This is a genomic window from Aquimarina algiphila (assembly GCF_007489275.1).
GTDB classification, from domain to species: domain Bacteria; phylum Bacteroidota; class Bacteroidia; order Flavobacteriales; family Flavobacteriaceae; genus Aquimarina; species Aquimarina algiphila.
In genome coordinates, this window is sequence record NZ_VLNR01000104.1 from 1 (window position 1) to 15,272 (window position 15,272).

13 protein-coding genes are annotated in these 15,272 nt (G+C 34.0%); 5 read left to right on the top strand and 8 right to left on the bottom strand.

The annotated features are described in order from the left end of the window. Positions 1-212: 212 nt before the first annotated feature. From FOF46_RS28835 to FOF46_RS28865, 7 genes are all read right to left on the bottom strand, one after another. The gene (locus tag FOF46_RS28835; protein WP_143918923.1) at positions 213-3,899 is read right to left on the bottom strand and encodes a T9SS type A sorting domain-containing protein; all 3,687 of its coding nucleotides are present in this window, start codon (positions 3,897-3,899) and stop codon (positions 213-215) included. Between the two features lie 84 nt (positions 3,900-3,983). After that, a complete protein-coding gene (locus FOF46_RS28840) occupies positions 3,984-4,355 on the bottom strand; it encodes a hypothetical protein (protein ID WP_143918924.1) in 372 nt (123 codons plus the stop codon). 79 nt (positions 4,356-4,434) lie between these two features. After that, positions 4,435-5,823 (bottom strand): MGH1-like glycoside hydrolase domain-containing protein, encoded by a 1,389-nt coding sequence (locus FOF46_RS28845; protein WP_143918925.1) that lies wholly within the window; start codon positions 5,821-5,823, stop codon positions 4,435-4,437. Between the two features lie 103 nt (positions 5,824-5,926). Further along, a complete protein-coding gene (gene amaB, locus FOF46_RS28850) occupies positions 5,927-7,480 on the bottom strand; it encodes an L-piperidine-6-carboxylate dehydrogenase (RefSeq protein WP_143918926.1) in 1,554 nt (517 codons plus the stop codon). A 156-nt stretch (positions 7,481-7,636) separates the two neighbouring features. After that, positions 7,637-8,176 (bottom strand): 3-hydroxyanthranilate 3,4-dioxygenase, encoded by a 540-nt coding sequence (locus FOF46_RS28855; protein WP_143918927.1) that lies wholly within the window; start codon positions 8,174-8,176, stop codon positions 7,637-7,639. Positions 8,177-8,308: 132 nt separating this feature from the next. After that, on the bottom strand, positions 8,309-9,187 hold the full coding sequence (locus FOF46_RS28860; protein ID WP_143918928.1) for a hypothetical protein: 879 nt from the start codon (positions 9,185-9,187) through the stop codon (positions 8,309-8,311). Between the two features lie 301 nt (positions 9,188-9,488). Further along, entirely contained in the window at positions 9,489-10,412 is a 924-nt protein-coding gene (locus tag FOF46_RS28865; protein ID WP_143918929.1) for a nicotinic acid mononucleotide adenyltransferase, read from the bottom strand. Positions 10,413-10,535: 123 nt separating this feature from the next. Here FOF46_RS28865 and FOF46_RS28870 point away from each other — a divergent pair, with 123 nt between their 5' ends. Genes FOF46_RS28870 through FOF46_RS28890 form a run of 5 tightly spaced genes read left to right on the top strand, consistent with a single transcriptional unit; the run spans position 10,536 to position 14,498 of the window. Then, positions 10,536-11,531 (top strand): NAD(P)H-dependent glycerol-3-phosphate dehydrogenase, encoded by a 996-nt coding sequence (locus tag FOF46_RS28870; RefSeq protein WP_143918930.1) that lies wholly within the window; start codon positions 10,536-10,538, stop codon positions 11,529-11,531. 41 nt (positions 11,532-11,572) lie between these two features. Further along, on the top strand, positions 11,573-12,034 hold the full coding sequence (locus FOF46_RS28875; RefSeq protein WP_109436140.1) for a nuclear transport factor 2 family protein: 462 nt from the start codon (positions 11,573-11,575) through the stop codon (positions 12,032-12,034). Between the two features lie 9 nt (positions 12,035-12,043). Next, complete coding sequence (locus FOF46_RS28880) at positions 12,044-12,502, top strand: nuclear transport factor 2 family protein (RefSeq protein ID WP_143918931.1); 459 nt, start codon at positions 12,044-12,046, stop codon at positions 12,500-12,502. Between the two features lie 6 nt (positions 12,503-12,508). Next, the gene (locus FOF46_RS28885) at positions 12,509-13,360 is read left to right on the top strand and encodes a sulfurtransferase (RefSeq protein ID WP_143918932.1); all 852 of its coding nucleotides are present in this window, start codon (positions 12,509-12,511) and stop codon (positions 13,358-13,360) included. Between the two features lie 34 nt (positions 13,361-13,394). Next, positions 13,395-14,498, top strand: coding sequence for a glycoside hydrolase family 3 N-terminal domain-containing protein (locus FOF46_RS28890; RefSeq protein WP_143918933.1), 1,104 nt, complete (start codon positions 13,395-13,397; stop codon positions 14,496-14,498). Here FOF46_RS28890 and FOF46_RS28895 read toward each other — a convergent pair. Then, positions 14,495-15,118 carry a DsbA family protein gene (locus FOF46_RS28895; protein ID WP_143918934.1) on the bottom strand — a complete coding sequence of 208 codons (624 nt, stop codon included), beginning with the start codon at positions 15,116-15,118 and terminating at the stop codon, positions 14,495-14,497. The genes FOF46_RS28890 and FOF46_RS28895 overlap by 4 nt on opposite strands. Positions 15,119-15,272 lie beyond the last annotated feature (154 nt).

Consider the following 15,272-nt stretch of genomic DNA (forward strand, 5'->3'; position numbering starts at 1 on the left):
CCTTTTAAAACCTTGAGTATTTTATCGTAATTTGCTTGAAAGTTGTGCATATGAATTATAGTGTCGTAACTACAATTTACTGCCTTTTAGCAGTTTGCGCAACTTTTTCTAAATGCACAACGGGTTAATATATATAGTATTTTATTCATTCTATAGAAATAAAAAAGGAGTTGAAATTTTCAACTCCTTTTAAGTTTATCATTATTAAAAACTTAATTTTTAATAAGCTTATGAGTAGTTTTAGTATTACCATTAGTAACTCTTGCAAAATATAGTCCGGATCTTGCATTTGATGCATCCCATATTTCATTAGTACTTGCATTCTTATTTGAATATATCATATTACCAATAGCATCATAAATTTCGATAACTCTAGGTTCATTTTCATTAGATTTTAATGAAGTGTCTTTAAAATTAAATGAGAATATATCGGTAGACGGATTTGGTGCAACTGTATTCGATATTTCTATAGTAGCTAATGGCTCTTCTACAGCCTCTGGAGTTGTTGTTCCATCAGTGTCATTATTAGAACCGTAAATTACAAATATTTGATCTAGTAAAGGTCTTCCTAGCGCAGCTGAAGCAGACGTCCAGTCTGTAGCTCCTGTCCCAAATAAATCAATACTATCCCTAAAATGCGATTCTTGGCCAATTCCTCCTTCTTGAGAAGCCCAAAACCACTGTGTCACATCTGGTAAAAATGCTAAATCAACATAAACAGAAATCCAATAATTCCCTCCTTCTAATACAATTGCTTCTGGAAGTACTAAGTTTAAATTAGCATCATTAGGATCAGAAATTGGAGCAATTGTCCCACTGCTATATATCTCCTCTCCAGGAACCCCGGCATTGTCTCCATATATCACAACATTAGCACTAGTTAATTGAGGCCCTCCTCTTACAGTACCAAAAGTCAAAATTCTCTCAATAGTCCATGAGGTTCCCTCAGGAATACTAAAATCATCTGCCGATTGAGCTAAACCACCAAAATCTAAAAAGAACTGAGATGGTAATGTCGATACATTTTCTTCTATTTGATTATAGATTCCTCTTTCGAAAACTGATATTGTAAACCCTTCAGCGACACGCTCTTCTCCTGATGTTGCAATAAGCCCTATTGTAGCTTCAGTCACCTCAGGAATATTTTCACTAAATGAAAGTGTAACTGTATTTCCATTTAATGTTGCAGTTACCAATTCAGGGTTAGAATTCACTAATTCAATATCAATAGCAGCTCCATTAGAACTAGTAAACAAATCTGTTACATCTACTTCTAAATCTTCTAAAGCTTCATCAAATTCTTTTACTACTCGAATATCATCTAATAAATATGCAACACTTAATGTAGTTTCTGGTAATTCATTAAACACCGGGAATTTTGCACTAAATAATCCATTACCATGAGCTGATACAGCAATAAATCCATCTTTACGAGTCTTTACCTCATCAGTAACAGCATTACCAATAACAATGGGTTCCTTAATCCAACGTGTTCTTTCTCCATTTAATCTATTTGTGTAATATAATCCAGTACTTGTCGCTGCGTATACTTTTTGTAATCTAGCTCCAAAAAAGCCTTGACTACCTCCAAAAAAAGCAGTACTTCTTGCAGAAGGACCGTTTCCTGATCCGTCAGGATTTTCTTCTAGGTTACCACTAATATTAGTCCAAGTATCTCCTCCATTAGTCGTAAGAAATAAACTTATGACACCATAGTTAGAAAATGTAATGATAACTCTATCTGGGTCAGATGGATCAACATTAATATCATTCACAAATCCTTCTGGCAATCCTTTACCCGAAGAGATATCAATTACATCTTGATTATCAAGATTTGCATTATCCATTCTATAAACACCACCGTTATTCGTTCCAAAATATAACCTATTAGCTACTGGGTACTTAGAAACATCTAGCGATACTACATTAGAACCTGCAGGAGCACTTGTGTTTTTAAGTTCTACCCAATTTACATTAGTATTTGCATTTGAAAAAAGTGGAATCTCATCTAAATCGTTATTTCTCCATATTCTATTGCCAACAGGCATATACATGATATTATCATTATTAGGGTCTAGGATAAATGGTGTAACGAATGCAAATCCACTTGCTCCTGCTGGTTGTACTCTAGTAAATGATTCAAATTCTCCAGCCTCATTAAAATTAAATCTGAATACCACTCCTCTTTGTGCAGATACGTATCGTGTTCTTCCACCATCTGCGATAGCATTATACGACCCATCTCCACTAAAATCTTCTACCCAAGGCTCAGTTCCATTTGTAGAATTTGTAAACCAAGTACCATTATCTTGAAAGCCTGCTAATAAATCATCACTATTTGCATCCGGATCAAATGAAACATGATACGGTTGCGTAGTTACATATCCGTTATTCAAAGAAATCCAATCTACAGGTTCTTCTGCAGAAGTAGAAGTTGTAATATCCTCTGTTACAAATACTCCTCCATCATTACCTGATAATACTCTATTGGGATTGGAAGGGTAAAAAAGAAATTCATGCTGATCTGGATGTTGATCTGGATATACACTAATATCATTTAATGGAGAATATCCTGCAATCCAGCTTTCTTGACCTGCAGGGGTTGTAAATCCAGTTGTAGATCTGTAAATATTAGTCCCTCCAATAAATATCAAATTAGAATCTGCGGGACTAACCTTAACTACCATATTATACCCTCCTTGAAGGTTTAGACTACCAACATCTCCACCTATCGTTGTAGGTAAATTAGCTGTTAGATCAGTATACGCTTCTTCTGGTGCAGCTGTAGCATCATACTTGAATAAAAATGCTGGCACTCCCCCGCTCTGATTCTGGGTGAAAAAGTATACTATGTTTTCATTAGAAGGGTCAATTTCCATCACGGTTCTACCATAAGTCGCTGGTAAAAGGTCAGTAGTAATTTCTGTCCATGTATTTCCATCAGTTGTTGTAAAAAACCCATTATTAGGATCTCCTCCAGAACTTATTGTAGCATAAATTCTACCCGTAGATGTAATTTCAACTTCTGTTCTATTATCATTTCCTCCTACCAATACTTCTTCAAATGAGCTTCCTCCGTTTTGAGATCTAAATACGCCGTCCCATGTTCCTACGTAAAGATCTCCATTTACAGGATTAATGTCTATAGAATTTATAATATCAAAAGCTGAGAGTGTATTAATATCATCATCATTAGTAGCATTAAGAAGTCTCCATGTTCTTCCTCCATTGGTAGATTTAAAAATTCCTGTACCTCCAAAAAATGCTCCACCAGCACTCGCAGAATTACCAGTATCCTCTCCAGATCCATAATACCAAGTATTGTGTTGACCTGGTCTTGGGTCTTGTACAATACAAGTAATACTAGGAGATTGTCTACGATTCGTTACCTTTCTCCAAGATTCACCACCATTGGTAGATCTCCATAACCCTCCTGAAACACCACCGGCAAGGATTACATTTTCGTTTGTTCGATCAATAGCTAATGCTCTTGTTCGACCTCCTACATTCCAAGGCCCTCTGTTTTTCCAAAACGAAAAGCTCTTCGAATTTGAAGATTTTGCTGCATTGTTAAGTAATTGTTTTGAATCATCTCCTATAGCAATTTTGCTAGAAAATTCATCCTCTGCTCTTTTAATATTAGAAGGAATCGAATTTGTATTAGGATTTCTAAACCTTTCAAAATCATACTCCATCCTTTCTATGGCATTGTCACCTACCTGTTTAGGTCCTTTAAGATTGTCATGAAGTTTAGTCATCTTATAAAGTTGATGACCCTTTTGAATTTTTTTGTCTTGATTAGCCTGCGTATGAAGCTGTTGCGCATTAACTGAAATAATGGTTCCAACGATTGAAACCATCCAGACAGAACGTCTGAGACAGAATAGTGTTTTTTTCATTTTTTTAAGCTGATTTGTGAGTAATCCTCAAATTTAACGTAAAATTTCGACTTTTTTTCTTAAAATTTAAGGAAATTTAGCAATTTATTGGTTTTTTCTTAATAAAACCTCCAGGCTTTCGGTAATAACGTGACAGATATCTTCGTTGACAATAATAGGACCGTTCGTGCTTGTAGTGTATCCGGTTTTATTTACTACAATTGTATATGTTCCTTTACGTTCATGTGCACCCACAAAGACATTAGTACCTATTATATTCTCAAGGGTTTCTACATATTCATTATCAGTTGCTACTACTTCTACCCCTTCTACCAAGAAAATATCATCCATAGCATCCTTAACGGTAATTTCTAACCCTGGTCTCGCTTCTAATGTACATAATACAGGATCTTCAGTCTTATCATCATCATTACAAGACAATAAAATAATACTAATTAGTAATAAAAGCTTCCTCATCTATTTTATATTTTTATACAATAGTACTTGTATATATTAAGATGCATTTTAAAAGTTAAGGTTGCGTTCTTTTAATATTTTAGGAAATATACTCCTTATATACTGCAATAGGAATCAATGCAGTCCATCCACAAAAATCATTTTTGGACGGCATCCCATAAGAAACCAAATCAGGAGCGTAGTTTTCCCAAAAAGTATTAGTCATTTTAAAAACTTCTGCTATAGATTGATATGTTTTTTCAGCCAGTCGTTTTGCCAATTTATCCTGACCACAAACTGTTAGTCCTTTTAGTACCATATAGGTGGTAGGAGCCCAAACTCCACCACGCCAATAATCTCCCCAACCTTTATAGTCAGGATCATCTGCAGAAAGAGCAGGTAATGGTGTTCGTCTTCCAAATTCTTTTGGATTCTCGAGATGGGATAGAAATTTATCCATTCTATCTTCAGGAACAATTTTTCCTAATAGTGCCCAGTACATTCCGATATGTTTACGTTGTATTTGTTTTCCAAAACCCAGATCATAATAGATTTGATCTTCTTCATTCCAACAATATTCATTGACAGCTTTAGCAATCATACTATGAATTTCTGTATACTTATTTATATCTTCAGACGGGGCTTCAATTAATCCCGCAATAGTTTTAAGCTGGTCGGCCAGCATAGCCATTTGGCAAGAGAAATCAACAAGTCTTCCTTGTTTGTTCCATACTCCTTGTAAAGTTTTTGGGTATTCTGTGATAAACATAGTTAAGCTTGCTTCACTACTAAGATTCATCTTACCGATCTTTTCTCCAAGTTCGTGGTGTGTCATTCCGTTTCCATCATTGTTCCATCCCTCTGGATAACGCTGAATGTTATCCATTCCCATTCCTAGAGTATCGGCATAAAATAGATGATCTTCTGTTTGATAAGTCTTAACAAGAAATTCAAAATTCTTTTTCAGCGTTGGATATACTTTCCGTAATCGTTTTTTATCTTTTGTAATAGAATAGATCTCAAGCTCTGCAAATGCCAGTAATGGAGGGTTTATTGAAACTGGATGTTTCTTTGACCAAAGTGGTGATCCATTATGCCGATATTCTCTACATATATACCCATCTTCATCCATTTGATCGTAAAAATTATCCAGAGCTTGGTAAACGGGAAGTTCATCTAAATGATATTTTGCAAAACATACCATAAAACAGGTATCCCAAAGGAAGATGTTCTTAGAAAAAGCAGCATCTATAAACGGTTTTTTAAAAAACTCTTCGGTATCTCCGCCTCTCACTTTTGCTTTTGTGATTTCTAGTGCACGATCATACATTTGTTTTGATAATTCTGGAGTAATTTTAAATTCTGGAGGACAATCAAGTTCCTTTTCTTGTTTGGATACACTTGTTTCTGTATTGCAAGCATAAATACCAGAAATTCCTAATAGTCCCGCACTAGCCCCTAATTTTTTAGTGAATTCTCTTCTTTTCATAATAAACCCATTTGTTTTTATGAAGTTACTAAATAGAAAATGATCAACAAAAAAGCACTCCGTGTATGGAGTGCTTTTTACTATATTATTATAAAATATCCGGCTATAAATCAAATTTGATTCCTTGAGCCAAAGGTAATTCTGTAGTGTAATTTATAGTATTGGTTTGACGACGCATATAGACTTTCCAGGCATCTGATCCCGACTCACGACCTCCACCTGTTTCTTTCTCACCTCCAAAAGCACCACCAATCTCTGCTCCTGATGTTCCTATATTTACATTTGCGATACCACAATCTGATCCTGCATAAGAAAGAAAGCGCTCTGCTTCTCTTAAGTTATTGGTCATAATCGCAGAGGATAACCCTTGAGCTACTCCATTTTGAACATCAATTGCATTTTCGATATCGCCACTATATTTAAGAAGGTATAATACTGGTGCAAAGGTTTCATGTTGTACAATTTTAAAAGAATTGTCGGCTTCTGCAATTGCTGGTTTTACATAACAGCCACTCTCATATCCTTCTCCAGAAAGCACTGCTCCCTCGACTACGATTTTCCCTCCTTCTTCTACTACTTTTTCTAGTGCATTTTGATATCCTTTTACAGCATCTTTATCAATAAGTGGTCCTACGTGATTATTTTCATCTAATGGATTACCTATTCTTAATTGTCCATAAGCATCAACAACTGCATTTTTTACTTTATCATAAATAGATTCATGAATAATTAATCTACGTGTAGAGGTACAGCGCTGCCCTGCAGTTCCTACTGCTCCAAAAACAGCACCAATTACTGTCATTTTAATATCAGCATCAGGCGTTACTATAATTGCATTGTTTCCTCCTAATTCCAAAAGTGATTTTCCAAGACGTTCTCCTACGGTAGCTGCTACTATTTTACCCATTCTGGTAGATCCTGTTGCAGAAACCAAAGGAACTCTCTTATCCTTAGTCATCATTTCTCCAACCTTATAATCTCCATTGATTAAACAAGAAATTCCTTCTGGAAGGTTATTTTCTTTTAGGACTTTTGCAATTATGTGCTGACAAGCGATACCACAAAGTGGTGTTTTCTCACTTGGTTTCCAAACACACACATCACCACATATCCAAGCTAAAGCTGTATTCCATGCCCATACTGCCACTGGAAAGTTAAATGCAGAAATGATTCCCACAATCCCAAGAGGGTGATATTGTTCATACATTCTATGTCCCGGACGTTCTGAATGCATCGTTAATCCATGTAACTGACGTGATAATCCCACTGCAAAATCACAGATATCGATCATCTCCTGAACTTCTCCTAAGCCTTCTTGATATGATTTTCCCATCTCATAAGAGACTAATTTCCCAAGAGGCTCTTTTAGTTTTCGTAGTTCTTCACCAAACTGTCGTACAATTTCTCCTCGTTGAGGCGCCGGCATAACCCTCCATGATTTGAAGGCCTCACTTGCAGTCTGAATTACTTTTTCATAATCTGCAGCTGTAGTAGTTTCTACAGTACCTATTAACTCACCATCTACCGGAGAATATGATGAAATTTTCTCTTCGGAAGAGAACCAATCAGAACCTGTAGATGTTCCTTTATTATGATTTGAAACACCTAATTGCTCCAGTGCTTTTTCAATTCCGAAATCTAATATTGCTGTTGCCATGATATGTTGCTTTTTGAAAAGGTAAAGATACTGTCTTTTACAGATAAATTAAATTTTGGTCGATTCTAAAGTTGATTTTGAATGATTTTTCAAAAAAAAGGTTTCAAAAAAATCAAATTAATAATAAAACACAGGAAGCCTAATAAATTTGACTTCTCATTCTTCAGATACAAATCGTTTGTCCACAGACATTATAGTTCCACAATTATCACAAGTTCTTAAATCTTCATCTCCATAAAAATGTTTGAAATGTTTTAAGAAATCCTTTTCGATATCATCAAGCTTAAAATAAACATCATGTAATTTTGAATTACAATTGTCGCAGAACCATAATAACCCATCTTCTGCTTCTAGATCTACTCGTTTTCTTTCGATCACCAAACCAATTGACCCTTCATGACGAACCGGAGAATGAGGAACTTTGGCAGGGTGTAAATACATATCTCCTGGACCAAGACTCATTGTTTTCTTTTCTCCATTTTCCTGAATATGAACTTCGATATTACCTTCTAATTGGTAAAAAAGTTCTTCTGTCTCATTATAATGATAATCTTTTCTGGCATTAGGTCCAGCAACAATCATTACGATGTAATCACCAGCTTCTTTATATAAGTTTTTATTCCCAACAGGAGGTTTTAATGTATCTCTGTTTTCCTCAATCCACTGATTAAGGTTGAACGGTTTTTGAATTGCCATATATGCTACTTTTTTAGGAATATAAAAGTACGGAATTGGGATGAAAAGTTTAAAAAAAATTGATTAAGAGCAATGAAGCAAAATGCCCTTACAGAACCTCATGATTATTCTTCCTTATTTATTTGTAGTTTTTTACTTTTCTGATTCCAGTTTTTCGAGTCTTGATTGTAATTCCAGAAGCTTTTTGTTCTGTAACTTCAACTCCTCTATTTCTTTTTGTTGCTGAATTGTATAAAGAGTAAGTTCTTCAATCTTTTGGAGTAATTTCGAGTCCATTTCTCCAAGGAAGATTCCATTTTTTTCAACTTCTTTGGCACTTGGAATATCTTTTAAATGTCCTTTTTGTTTAATATGACTTTCTACTTCACTAAGTGTTGGAAGTTTATAGTTATCATAAAAAACAAAGTCAGACCAACCAGTCTCTACTTTGATTTCTTTTGCTCTAATTTTACCGTTAACAGCGAGCCTCCAAGATTCAGGATTAATAGTTCCAATACCTACATTTCCACTATGATTAATAATCATATCGTAACCTGTATTAGTAGTATTGTTATGAGGTACTTTAAATCCTAAATAACCTTGATTATTTCCAGTTGTATATAACGATATATCGGAATGTAATGTACCTCCTGTATTACTTTTTGAGCGAAATCTTAAAGTAGCTTCTTTACCTGGGCCGTCATTTTCTAACCTTAATAAATTAATGTCGTCACCATTCAAGGTCAGTAATCCATTGCCCGTGAATGTTGTTCCTATGCCAATTTTTCCTTCAGGGTTAATTGTCATTAAATGACCTGCTCCTTTATTATAGAAAAAAATATTTCCAATCGTTTTTTCAACACTTCCAATGTACATATGATTAGATGAATTAATTCCAAATGCTCTCGAAAAATCTGATTCTCCATTTTTTTGGATTCTTATATAATCTGTACTATTATTTAAATCGATATTTTGTGCGTGTAATCCGAACGTGATTGCAGTAAAAGCGATAAATAGTTTTATTTTTTTCATATTATTTTTTGATTATTACTAAAAATAAATGTCTTATGACAGGTAATTGTTACCCTCATATTAGGAATAATTGTTTACAATACTAAAATAATCGCAATAAAGGAAGTTAAAAATCGTGATTTCATCGGTGGGTTTTTTTATATTCAATTCAGTAGATATGATTTTTGGTTATCTCTAAATTATAATTATAGAATATCTACCTAAAAAAGAAATCGCTCAAACAAGATTTATCTTGTAGAGCGATTCCCAACTAAATAACCAACCAAAAAGTTTAATATTGTTTAAGTGCTAACCTTACTTTTTATTTTGTAAGCTTCATAAAGTCAGCTTTTTTAATTCTTTTTCTCTCATTCTGAGTAGGTTTACCCTTCTCAGCACTCTTAAACTGTATATGTCCTCTACCCACAAATCGGTATACAGTTTCAGAACTTGGATGAAACAATTCTATCTTGTTGTCATTGATAACGGATAATTCAAAGAATTCATTGTCCGGAGAATCGTAATCAAGTGTTAAAGTTTTCCTATCTAAAGTGTTAATAATGTCATTAATCTCGTAATGACCGCTATAATCGTAGAAGATATCATTAATCGGAATTCCATTTACATCCTCAGAACTTTTAAAATTTTCTCCTGCTCCGAAATATTCGAACTTTAAATAATTTTCATTATCAAACTCATTCAATACCCCAAACTCACTTGTAAATATTTTTTCCCATGTTTCATATTCCTGAAGGAAATAATGAATATTATCATAAAACACTTGATCATAATCAAAACCATTACGCTGATAACCAACAAGGTAATAACTTGTATTTGTGACTCTATCGTATATTTCTATCTCATCGTCTGCAAATTGCGTAACTTCAAGCTCATACACTCCATCAATATCATGAGCAATATCCAAATTCATTCGAAAAGTATCGTAAGAGCCAACATCCAATCCAAAGCCATTTCCATTATTTCCTAACCCTACCAAGTTATTATTGGCAAAAAATGTTCCGTTCCTAAAAGAAACTGTAAATGCCTTTTGTAAAAATGGGATCTCACCCGTTCCTTTTGTACGTTCGATATCTACATACCAAATCTCATAAGAGCTCAATACAGTATTCAAACTAATTACAGGTTCTTCTATATAAACATCTTCTTCGACAACTACCTCTGCAACGCAAGAAGTTAGTACCATTGAACCTAAAAAAATAACCGAAAGTAATTTTAACGTCTTCATAAGCTGTGTGTTTTCAATTTCATTTATGAAGAACCAAAACATGTGCCAAACTTATAATAAATTGATTATCAAGCTTTTATTTTGAAATGTATTTTCCTTATTTTTGACGCCTCAATCTTTTTTATGGAAAAAAATCCGAAATTTGCAGTCTTAGGTGGTGGTAGTTGGGCAACTGCTATTGTGAAAATGCTTACCGAAAATCTAAATGAAGTTGGTTGGTATATGCGAAGTGTATATGCAATAGAACATCTCAAAAGACAGCAACATAATCCTAGCTATTTAAGTTCTGTAGAGTTTAAAACCGAACAACTTAATCTAACTAATGATATTAATGAAGCAGTAGTAAATGCAGATTATTTGATTTTTGCAATCCCTTCTGCATTTTTACATAGTGAACTCGAAAAACTTACTTCTTCTCTAAAAGATAAAGTTATTTTTTCTGCCATTAAAGGAATCGTACCCGAAACCGGATTAATTGTAGGAGAACATTTTCATGATAAATATGCAATTCCTTTTAACAATATTGGTGTAATCACAGGACCATGTCACGCAGAAGAAGTAGCACTAGAGCGTTTATCGTATCTAACGATTGCCTCTAATGATGAAGAAAAAGCCAAAATCATGGCCAATCATCTAAGCAGTTACTATATCAAATGTAAAGTAAGTGATGATATTATTGGTACAGAATATGCCGCTGTATTAAAGAATATTTATTCTGTTGCTGCTGGTATTGCACACGGACTTGGATACGGCGATAATTTTCAAAGTGTTTTAATGAGTAATGCGATTCGTGAAATGAAACGTTTTATCAAAAAAATACATAAAATGAAACGTAATATTAATAATTCGGCCTATCTGGGAGATTTATTAGTAACGGGGTATTCTACGTTCTCTCGTAATCGAATGTTTGGTAATATGATCGGTAAAGGATATACTGTAAAAAGTGCCCAAATGGAGATGAATATGGTTGCCGAAGGATATTATGCTGCAAAAACGGCATATGAACTTGATGCTACAAAAACCACTCGAACACCAATAATTGATGCTGTTCATGCTGTATTATATGAAAATAAAAATCCCAAAAAAGTATTTAAGAAACTCGCGGATAAGCTAGATTAATTATTCTTATCTTCATAGCTCCTATTTTTACTATACAATCTATGAAGGAACTTATTGAAACTTTCTACACAGCCTTAAATAATCGCGATGCTAATACTATGATCTCTTGCTATCATGAGGATATCATTTTTATAGATCCTGCTTTTGGAGAATTAAAAAGTGATCGGGCAAAAAACATGTGGAGAATGCTTTGTAAAAATGGAAAAGATCTCAAAATTGCATTTTCTCAAGTCGAAGCAGATGAAAACACAGGGAAAGCGCACTGGGAAGCTTGGTATACCTTTAGTAAAACTGGTAGACCTGTTCATAACAAAATCGATGCTCAATTCGAATTTATGGATGGTAAAATCATAAAGCATATAGATCATTTTAGTCTACATCGATGGGCCTCTCAAGCTATGGGTTGGAAAGGAAACTTGCTAGGCGGCACAGGTTTTTTTAAGAAAAAACTCATACAACAGACAAATAGAATGCTCGATAAATTTATAGCTTCCCGATCGTAATACAAAAACATGAAAGAGCTTATCAAAACTTTTTATACTTCACTAAATGATCATAATGTCGATCTGATGATGTCATGCTATCATGATGAAATCATTTTTGAAGATCCTATTTTTGGGAAATTACAGCCTGATAAAGCTAAAAAAGTTTGGTATTGGCTTTGTGAGAATGGAAAAGACCTGACTGCAAAATTTTCTGATATACAAATTGAAGATCAAAAAGGATCTGCATACTGGGAAGCGCGATATACTTTTGGTGATAGAAAAAGACCCGTTCTTAATAGAGTAAATTCTTATTTTGAATTTAAAGATGGTAAGATTATAAAGCATGTAGATCATTTTAGTTTAAAACAATGGGCTTCTCAAGCTATGGGTTGGAAGGGGAAAGTCTTAGGGGGTACTTCATATTTTAGAAAAAAAATACAACATAGATCGAATCGATTACTTGATAAATTTCATATTGACTCGTAAAAACCAATGAAAAACTTAGAAATCACAACACCTCTTGTTTCTGTTAGTTGGCTCTCTAAACATTTAGATCATCCAGACTTAATAATTCTTGATGCTACCATCAAAAAGGTAACCTCTCATGATACTATCAAAAAACCGAATGTAAATATAAAAAATGCTCGTTTTTTTGATATTAAACACACGTTTTCTGATACAAATACTAACATCCCTAACATGCTATCCTCTCCAGAAACATTTTCTGAAGCTTGTAGAGCATTAGGGATTAGCTCTCATCATAAAATTGTGATCTATGACAAATTAGGGATCTATTCTAGCCCCAGAGTATGGTGGATGTTTAAAGCAATGGGGCATAATGCTGTAGCAGTGCTTGATGGTGGTTTACCTTCTTGGCAAAAAGCAGGATTACCGTGTGAACCCGAGGAAAACTCAATAAAGATTACAGCATCAGGAAATTTTGAAGCCACTTTAGTTCCCAATCTAATTCAGGATGCAGACGCCATAGTAAATGCAATGAATAATAATGACATTCTAATTCTGGATGCTCGCTCTCCTGGTAGGTTTACAGGTGTCGAGCCTGAACCAAGAAAGAGTCTCAAAGGAGGTCACATCCCTAATTCTATCAATTTACATTACACCAAAGTGCTTAACAATGGTAAAATGCTACCTACTTCAGAATTATTAGAAATATTAAAACCCTTTTCTATTGAAAATAAAAAACTGATCTTTACATGCGGATCAGGAATCACCGCTTGTATACTTATGTTAGCTTCAGAACTTGTGGGATATCATAAAGTATCCATATATGATGGTTCCTGGAGCGAATGGGGGCAACTAGATGGTGTACCCATAGAATGTTAAATACAAATCAAAAGTACCTGCTTAATTATATACTATGAATTATTTTTTTCGATTTGCTTTTTGTTTTGGGCTTATAACTATACAGACTTCTGCCCAGGAAATACCAAAATTTGGTTTACAGGACTTTTACACTAATAATATAGAATTAGATCGTACTGTTGATTCTATATTCGATGTACTTAGTGATCGACAAAAAGTGGCGCAAATGATCATAACTTCTGCTGGAGAATTAGGCAAATCAGAGGCTACTGTTCAAAAGTTAGCGTCACAGGATGCTATTGGTGGTGTAGTATTCTTAAAAGGCAGTAAGAAAAAGCATACCGAGAACATAAATACCCTTAATGCTATTGCCTCAAAAAATAAAACCCTACCACTACTGTTTAGTATGGATGCAGAGCCAAGTCTGTTTGCCAGTAGAATTAAAGGAGCCAAAGACGTAGGTAAAACTATTGATATTAAAAATGATACTCAATCAGATTCTGTTGTTAGCATTATCAACCAAGAACTTAGAGATATTGGAGTCCATCATAACTATGCCCCTGTTTTGGATATTAGTCCAAATAACGAGGCTATCAAATCCAGAAGCTACGGAAGCAATAAAGATTCTGTAATTAATCTGGCAAATCAATTTATAAGATGTACTCAGGAAGGAGGAATTATTGCTACTGCAAAACACTTCCCTGGTCATGGTCTTGTAAAAGGAGATACACATAAACAGAGTGTATATATAGACGGACCTTTACAGGAAGTAGATAATTATAAAAAAATTATAGCAGATGGAGTACTTTCTATTATGGTCGCACATATTACAATACAAAATAATACAGAATATGGCACCGATGGATTGCCCTCTAGCTGTTCTAGAAAAATTATTACTGGCCTTCTAAAAGAAAAAATGGGATTTAAAGGTATTGTCATTTCTGATGCACTAAATATTATGAAAGCGGTCACAATTTTAGATAACGCACCTTTACTTGCTTCTAAAGCTGGTTGTGACTTGATCCTAATGCCACAAAATGAAATAAAAACGATTAATGCTATTCTTGCAGAAACAAAAACCAATCCTGACTATAAAAAACAAGTCATGCAATCTGTAAAAAAAGTTCTACGATTAAAAATTTGTGCTGGAGTCATTTAATGTATTATCAGGTCTAACTTTGTATCAAGCATATCAAAATCAACATATCCTCTGGATAGAATAATATCATCTGTACCATTTTTTAATACTACAGATGGAAATCCTCCAACTTCTTGGGAAGCAACATATGTAAACTCTTGTTGGGCCATTTTTATATATTTTTCGTCTCTCATCTTTAAATTGAGATCTTCAATATTTACACCAATTCCTTGTAAAATAGTCGAGTACATACCAATATCGCTTGGGTCTATCCCATCAAAATAAATAGCTTTATGTAGCACCTGTGACAATTCTATTGTTTTTTCTGGATAATTCTCTTTTATAATACAAAGGGCAATTGCTGGAGGCAAAGAGTCCAGTATCATTACATCATTTTCTAAAAACTTCTTTCCAAATTCTATCCCTGTTCTCTGTTCTACTGTTTTATAGGCTCCTTCTTTGATATAAGGTGCAATTTCATTAATTGCCCCTACTCTATGACCAATAAATAAACCTCCGCTTAGTATTTCAAAATCTACTTTTTCTTTATATTTCATGTAGATTCTATTCATTACCGGACTAAATCCATAACACCATCCACATAGGGCATCATAGTAATATGTAATTTTATATTTCTTCATTTTTTTAATTTCATTTCCGAATGGAATGAGTCGTCCTAAAATAGGTTGACAATTTTACGATATTTAATTTAGTCCTGTGAAGCTAGCTTCACAGGATTTTTTGTTATGTATAAAATTAGGTGTTTTTAAATTAAGACTCCAATGTGGTCTTTTA